Origin of the sequence: Helicobacter muridarum, from assembly GCF_000765805.2 — a bacterium.
Classification (GTDB): domain Bacteria; phylum Campylobacterota; class Campylobacteria; order Campylobacterales; family Helicobacteraceae; genus Helicobacter_A; species Helicobacter_A muridarum.
The window spans coordinates 1-6,987 of the sequence record NZ_JRPD02000043.1 but is presented as its reverse complement, the minus strand read 5'-3'; the positions used below and the strand labels follow the sequence as shown (position 1 = coordinate 6,987).

General features: G+C 33.7%; 5 protein-coding genes. 3 read left to right on the top strand and 2 right to left on the bottom strand.

The window, feature by feature from the left end; genetic code table 11:
• The first annotated feature begins 1,355 nt into the window (after nucleotides 1-1,355).
• The gene (locus LS73_RS09425) at nucleotides 1,356-2,363 is read left to right on the top strand and encodes a type II asparaginase (RefSeq protein ID WP_034557331.1); all 1,008 of its coding nucleotides are present in this window, start codon (nucleotides 1,356-1,358) and stop codon (nucleotides 2,361-2,363) included.
• Between the two features lie 143 nt (nucleotides 2,364-2,506).
• Here the strand turns inward: LS73_RS09425 and tsaD are convergent, their stop codons facing one another.
• A complete protein-coding gene (tsaD, locus tag LS73_RS09420; RefSeq protein ID WP_034556676.1) occupies nucleotides 2,507-3,694 on the bottom strand; it encodes a tRNA (adenosine(37)-N6)-threonylcarbamoyltransferase complex transferase subunit TsaD in 1,188 nt (395 codons plus the stop codon).
• Nucleotides 3,695-4,140: 446 nt separating this feature from the next.
• On the bottom strand, nucleotides 4,141-4,266 hold the full coding sequence (locus LS73_RS10470; RefSeq protein WP_267891686.1) for a hypothetical protein: 126 nt from the start codon (nucleotides 4,264-4,266) through the stop codon (nucleotides 4,141-4,143).
• A 154-nt stretch (nucleotides 4,267-4,420) separates the two neighbouring features.
• Here LS73_RS10470 and LS73_RS09415 point away from each other — a divergent pair, with 154 nt between their 5' ends.
• Both LS73_RS09415 and flgG read left to right on the top strand, forming a co-directional pair.
• Nucleotides 4,421-5,656 (top strand): agmatine deiminase family protein, encoded by a 1,236-nt coding sequence (locus tag LS73_RS09415; RefSeq protein WP_034556678.1) that lies wholly within the window; start codon nucleotides 4,421-4,423, stop codon nucleotides 5,654-5,656.
• An 83-nt stretch (nucleotides 5,657-5,739) separates the two neighbouring features.
• On the top strand, nucleotides 5,740-6,531 hold the full coding sequence (gene flgG / locus LS73_RS09410; protein ID WP_034556680.1) for a flagellar basal-body rod protein FlgG: 792 nt from the start codon (nucleotides 5,740-5,742) through the stop codon (nucleotides 6,529-6,531).
• The last annotated feature ends 456 nt before the right edge of the window (nucleotides 6,532-6,987 follow it).

The window sequence follows — 6,987 nt, the reverse complement described above, 5'->3', positions numbered from 1 at the left end:
AATATTGCTTGGATATTTTTTAGGAGTGAAAATGTGCAAGGAGCGTTTAATCTTTTAAAGGGAATGTTTGGGATTATTTGGGTTGAGTTACCCTTAAAAACTCATCATATGCCTAAGCTTTTAGGTCAATATAGAGCAATCTGTATTTTTATATTTTAATTTTTAAGTGAACTTATATATGTCAAAATTTTGTATTCAAAACTAACCTTATAAACAAAAGCCTATACCATTATTTTATAATTCTTATAACCCCGCCTTATAGCAACTAAGTATTAATTATTTCATTCTTGAAATAATATGATAAGTATGCCCTAAAAACGAATAAATAAACAAATAGAAAATATTACTAGTGAAGAGAGATATTCCTCTATCCTTAAAATTTAGATATATAGACTTGAAATTTGCAATAAAAACGATAAAAGGAATTAAATCCCACTCCATACGATAAATTTACAGATTTTGACAAAAACGAATTTGCCTTTACACAAGAAGAAATAGAGAAAAACTTTTTATTAAGCAAAATAAAGATAATCCCACCTCACTTCAAAAACTCTAATATTAATTTATAACAAATCTGCTGCCTTCAAAACTTATAGATTCTAATGACATCATTATCATTTCTCCAAATATGTCGCCTACTATTCCATCTTTTAAAAATATGATGATTATAGAAAACCAATATTTTGAGGCAATCAACTATTTAGTCAAACACATAGGTGCTTAAACTATGGAGCTTTTATATGGTAAATCAAATTTTAATTCTTAAGGGTGGCATTTTAAGCCAAAAGTAGGTAGCTTGATAATGGCTAGAATATTCAATGATGAAAACATTAAATTGCCTGATGATTTTGGTGTGCTCCTAACTAAATATAAGCTAGATCTTATTCTTCCTCATCGTAAGTATACAGATTCAAAATTATCGCAATGAAATAAAGCAATAGATTAAAACAATCACACAATCCCAAGCTACTTGTAAATTTGTGCTTATAGAGATACTAATCGCGCTATACCCATAAAACCTACGCACAATCTCGTATGAAATTCACAAACCGCATATAATTTGCAATTTTGTAACCATACAATATACAAATCTTGACACAATAGTGCGAAATTCACTACAATTTTGCGTATATTCAGTTAGATATATGGATTAGGAGCAAAATATGAGGCTATATTCTTTAATAGTTTTTTTTCTTTGCGCAATTTTATTTATTGGTTGTGAAAACAAAAATGAAGAAGGCTCTAAAAATATAACACAAGTAGAGCAAGTAAAAGATTCTAAAGATATGGATAAAGATAGCAACAAAGAGACAGAAGAAGCAAAGATAGAATCGCAAACAGAAGAAGAAGTAACCATGCAAGCATTACAAAAACCCAAATCCAATATAGTAATCCTAGCAACAGGAGGCACTATTGCAGGGGCTACTAGTTCTAATATTAATACAACAGGATATACTGCTGGAGTAGTAGGAGTTGAGGCTCTAATAGAGGCTGTCCCCGACATCAAGGATATAGCCAATGTAAAAGGCGAGCAAGTAGCAAATATAGATAGCTCAAATATGAACGATGAAGTTTGGCTTACACTTGCTAAACGCGTAAATAATCTATTAAATGACCCAGATATACATGGAATAGTTATTACACATGGAACCGATACACTTGAAGAAACTGCTATTTTTTTACATCTAACAACAAAGAGTGATAAGCCTGTAGTAATTGTAGGGGCTATGCGACCAAGTAGTGCTATTAGTGCTGATGGTGCAAAGAATCTCTATAATGCAGTAAGCCTAGCCGCAGATAGCAGAGCAAAAGGCAAAGGTGTGCTAGTAGTTATGAATGATAGAATTCAGAGTGCTAGATATGTTAGTAAAACTCATACATTAAATGTAGATGCTTTCTCATCACCAAATAGCGGGGATATGGGATACATTATTGACGGCAGAGTTTTCTTTTACACCACGCCAGACAAGCCACATACTACTAATAGCGAGTTTGATATTAGCTTATTAAATGAATTGCCAAGGGTTGATATTCTGTACTCCTATGCAAATGATGGCTCATCTATTGCCGCTCAGGCTCTATTTACTAGCGGGACAAGAGGAATTGTAGTAGCTGGTAGTGGTGCTGGTAGCATACATAAAAACCATAAGGACACATTAAAGCAGCTTATGCAAGAAGGGTTAATTGTGGTTATGAGCTCAAGGGTGAACAATGGAATCGTTCTTGCTAGTAAAGAAGACTCAAAACTTGGTTTCATTGGTAGCAATGATTTAAATCCGCAAAAAGCCCGTGTATTGCTAATGTTAGCTCTAACAAAAAATGACAATCTAGCTGATATTACTAGGATATTTGAAACATATTAGTGTTTAGCCCATAAATATAACCTGTAAATATAATCTATAAATGAGCAACGATTATAAAAATAAAAGAAAATCTAATAATGTATTAGCAAATTATAATTTTGTTTATTCTATTGCTCTATTTTTTCTAGGAAGCTAAGTTTTATTTAAACATTGCTTTGAATTTCCTGATTTCTAGGGCTAATATCAATTCCTAAAGAATTAGCAACATTGAAACTATGCAATATATTAGGGCTAGATTCTATATGAGCAATTGCAGCCCTACCAATCATAGCAGCATTATCGCTACAGTATTGAATATCTGCGAGCAAAAGCTCTTTGTTGTATTTAGCCGCTAAGCTAGCTAATTCCTTGCGCAATAAAGAGTTAGCACTAGCACCTCCAACAACTGCAAAGTATGGAATGTTTGGCACATCTTTAAGATATTTTTCACATTTTTGAAGTAGATGTTTCACCGCGCTTTGCTGTAATCCTAGTGATAATGCTTTAGCTGCTTTAGATGATAGAATCTGCTCTCTTATTAAGTTAATATCTTTATTTGATTCCTTATAGCTATCAATACTATCTCTAGACTTACTTAAATCTAACTTCTTCATTTCCTTGCCAACAGATTCTAGCAATTTAGTATGTAAATGTATAATTCCTTGTAGCTTGACTTGCTCTTGAAGTGCTAAGCGAAAGGCATTTTTTAGACCAGAAAAACTAAAGTCTAAACATTGTGAATTTGCTAGAGGAATTGGCAACGAAATTGGGCTAATCCCACTAGAATAAGCCTCTTTAGCTAAAGAATCTATAATCATACCACCGGGGTAGCCTAGAGAGAGCATCTTGGCCACCTTGTCATAGCACTCTCCAAAGCTATCATCAAGTGTGCTAGAAATAATCCTCATATCTTTATAATTCAAGCATTCAATAATCATTGTATGCCCGCCTGATACAAGTAGAACGCTTAAAGGCATTTTGATTGATTGTTGACCTATGAATAAAGAGTAAATATGTCCTTTTAGATGATTAATGCCAATTAAAGGAACGCCTAGCGATATACATAAAGACTTTGCCATAATTACACCCTCTAAGAGTGAAGTAGCAAGACCGGGCTCATTTGTTACAGCTATAGCAGATATATCATTTAAGCTATACTCCTTGCTAAACTCTCTAAGTAAATGAGGCAAATCCCTAGCAAATAGCCTTGATGCTAACTCTGGGACCACACCACCAAAGTATGAGTGAGCATATTCTTGTGAAATTTTCCTATGCCATAAGAGCCTACAATCTAAGCTTTGCAAGGCTATAGAGCTATCATCGCAACTTGATTCAATACTTAGGACATTCATATATCTCCTTTTATAATCTTATAAATATAATTATTAGCTTTAAAGCAAAATTCTTGTTTTAGCAATAGATAGTAGCAAGTATATTTTTATATTTTTATATTTTGATACCATAAAGCTATATTTGTAAATGCAGGCTTTGATATTACTGCTAGATTTATCTAATTTTACTTTATATCTATCATCAAATAATATTAGTGTATGTTTTTATGTTCAACTAAGATAAATAACTACTTTATGTTTGTAGCGATAAAAGATTTGAATCATTTCTAAAAGAGATTTTTGCAAAGAAAAAACCTTTTGAGGATTCCCACCTTTCTCATCCTTTGGGGTGTCTGAGCGAAGAATCTTTAACCATCTCTTTAAATTCTTTATTTGCTAACGCCTTTTACTCTTTTATCATGTTTAAGTCGCTACCTCATAACGTAGTAGAGACATGATAATCTCTCTTACTCATATTGAGCTTGTGAAACAAACGAAATATCTCTTCTGTTTGGATTTTGAGATTCTACATTTTTAGATTCTTTTGTTAGTGAAAGTAAAATATTCTTTGTTTGTAATACAGTCAATAACATTAAAACTACAAAAGCTTATATAAACACTCCATTGCAAAAGTTAAAGCATTCAATCCAAGCTACCAAAGATAGCTAGGTTTTAGTTTATTGTGGTTTTAAAATATGGATAGGTGTTATAATGCTAGGAATTTTATCCAAACTACAAGGATTTATTATGTTTGCAGAGTGGGAAGAACAAAAGGGAATAGTGCTTATATATCCACATAGATTTTGTGATTTTGCACCAATGATTGATGAAGTGCAAAAGTGCTATGACAACATCATAGCAGAGGTACTAAAGGTAGAAGATCTTATACTAATTTTGCACCCAAAGGATTTAGAATCAAAAAAGCGAGTAAGAGAGCTGCTACAAAGTTTTGACACATCAAAGCATCAATGCCATTGTGTAGAAATAGAGAGCAATGATATATGGGCTAGGGATTGCATGCCAATATCAATCAAAATGCAAAAAACTCAAACAATTGGCAATATAACAAATGCAATGTTAAATAAAGCAAATTTAACAAGTGAAAAGTTAGGCTTGCTTGGGAAAATTGTAGAGCAAGATAACGAGAGTGAAGAAAAGGCAATATGTGAATTTGCTAATTTTGGATTTAATGGTTGGGGGCTAAAATATCCAGCTAATTTAGATAATCAAATCAATAATAAGCTTAAAAAGTTGGGCTTTTTCCTTAATATGAAGCTTCGCGACATTGTGCTAGAGGGGGGTAGTATAGATAGTAATGGATCTGGATTACTGCTAACCACTACTCAATGCCTACTAGAATCTAATCGCAATCCACATCTAACAAAGGAGCAAATAGAAAATAAGTTAAAAGATTATCTAAATGTTTCAAATGTGCTATGGCTTACAAGAGGCTTCCTAGAGGGAGACAATACTACAGATGGGCATATTGACACATTAGCGCGGTTTATATCTGAAGACACAATTGCATATGTGCAATGCTCTGATTCTAACAATTCTCATTTCATAGAGTTAAATGCCATGGAAAGAGAGTTAGAAGATCTTGCTAAGGTGTATGATTTAAGGCTTGTTGCACTGCCTTTATGTGTATTTTGGCAGGAGTTAGAAGAGAGCAAAAATAATCAAGAATCTAGCCTAAAAGACTCTAGCCAAAACAAGCGAAGCGAAGTTTCTATGCGAAGCTGGAAAATAGAGTCTATATCTACAGATTGTAAAACAAAGCGATATTTACCTGCTAGCTATATTAATTTTCTGTTTTTAAATAATAAGCATCTACTTTTACCAATCTATAATAAGCCAACAGATTCTATTGCATTAGAAACATTGCAAAGGGCATTGCCAAACTACAATATCATCACCATAGATTGCACAGCATTAATAACGCAAGAAGGTAGCTTGCACTGTGCTAGTATGCAATTTCACTAAGATTTTATTTATAAAACAATATAGTTATGGCATGAATTTTGCTAGTCTAGGATATATTTAATCATAAAACTAAGGATAGTAACATGATGCGTTCATTATATACTGCTACTACAGGAATGCTAGGGCAGCAGCTACAAATTGATACAACTTCTAACAACATTGCAAACGTAAATACAGTAGGATTCAAGAGACAACGAGCGGAGTTTAATGACTTATTTTATCAAGCATTGCAGTTTGCAGGGACACAAACTAGCGAAACTACGCTAACTCCAACAGGTATAGAAGTAGGCGTTGGTGTTAGGACTGGAGCGATTAATAGAATCTTCTCTCAAGGTAGCCCAAAGGAGACTGAAAATCCGCTAGATTTAGCAATCATGGGAAAAGGCTTCTTTCCTATACAGCTCCCAGATGGTAATATTGCATATACTCGTAGCGGGAATTTTAAGCTAGATGACCAAGGCAATATAGTTACTCCTGAAGGCTATCTAGTCCAACCTCAAATAACAGTGCCACCAGAGGCACAAAATATAAACATAGGAGCAGATGGCACAGTTAGCGTTACAACAGGCAACAATGGACAAGCTGAAGTGTTAGGGCAAATCCAATTAGTAAACTTCGTAAATCCGGCTGGTTTGCATGGCTTAGGAGATAACCTATATATGAATACTAATGCTAGTGGAGAGCCTATTGAAGGAATTGCAGGGCAAGATGGACTAGGTAGCATTAGAGCTGGATTCTTAGAGTTAAGTAACGTAAGACTTGTAAGTGAGATGACTGATCTAATTACAGGACAAAGAGCATATGAAGCAAATTCAAAGAGCATTCAAACTGCTGACTCCATGTTGCAAACTGTAAATGGACTTAAACGAGCATAATAAGCTTTAATCTTATAACCTTCATACCATAAATGTTAAGTCTTAAATATCTTATAACTATAAAGTTAAAGCTTTAGCTTTTAGAATGAAGCCCATATTATTACGAGCTCATTTAGAGTAAAATCTATTTCTTTAAAAATACTTCACTAGACTTTCCTAGCATGAACTACCCCCCCCCCCCTTAAAAAGCTGTGAAGACAAAAAAACTAAATCTTCTTATATATTCTTATATCTTAGCTAATCAACAAAGCTTTTGCTTAGAATCCAAAGTTTAGAATCAAAATAAACCCAACTACCCCCAACTCAAAACAAGCGAAGCGAAGTTTCTATGCGAAGCTGGAAAAACAAGCGAAGCGAAGTTTCTATGCGAAGCTGGAAAAACAAGCGATAGCTAGTTTCTATGCGAAGCTGGAAAAACAAGCGATAGCTAGTTTCTATGCGAAGCTGGAAAAACAA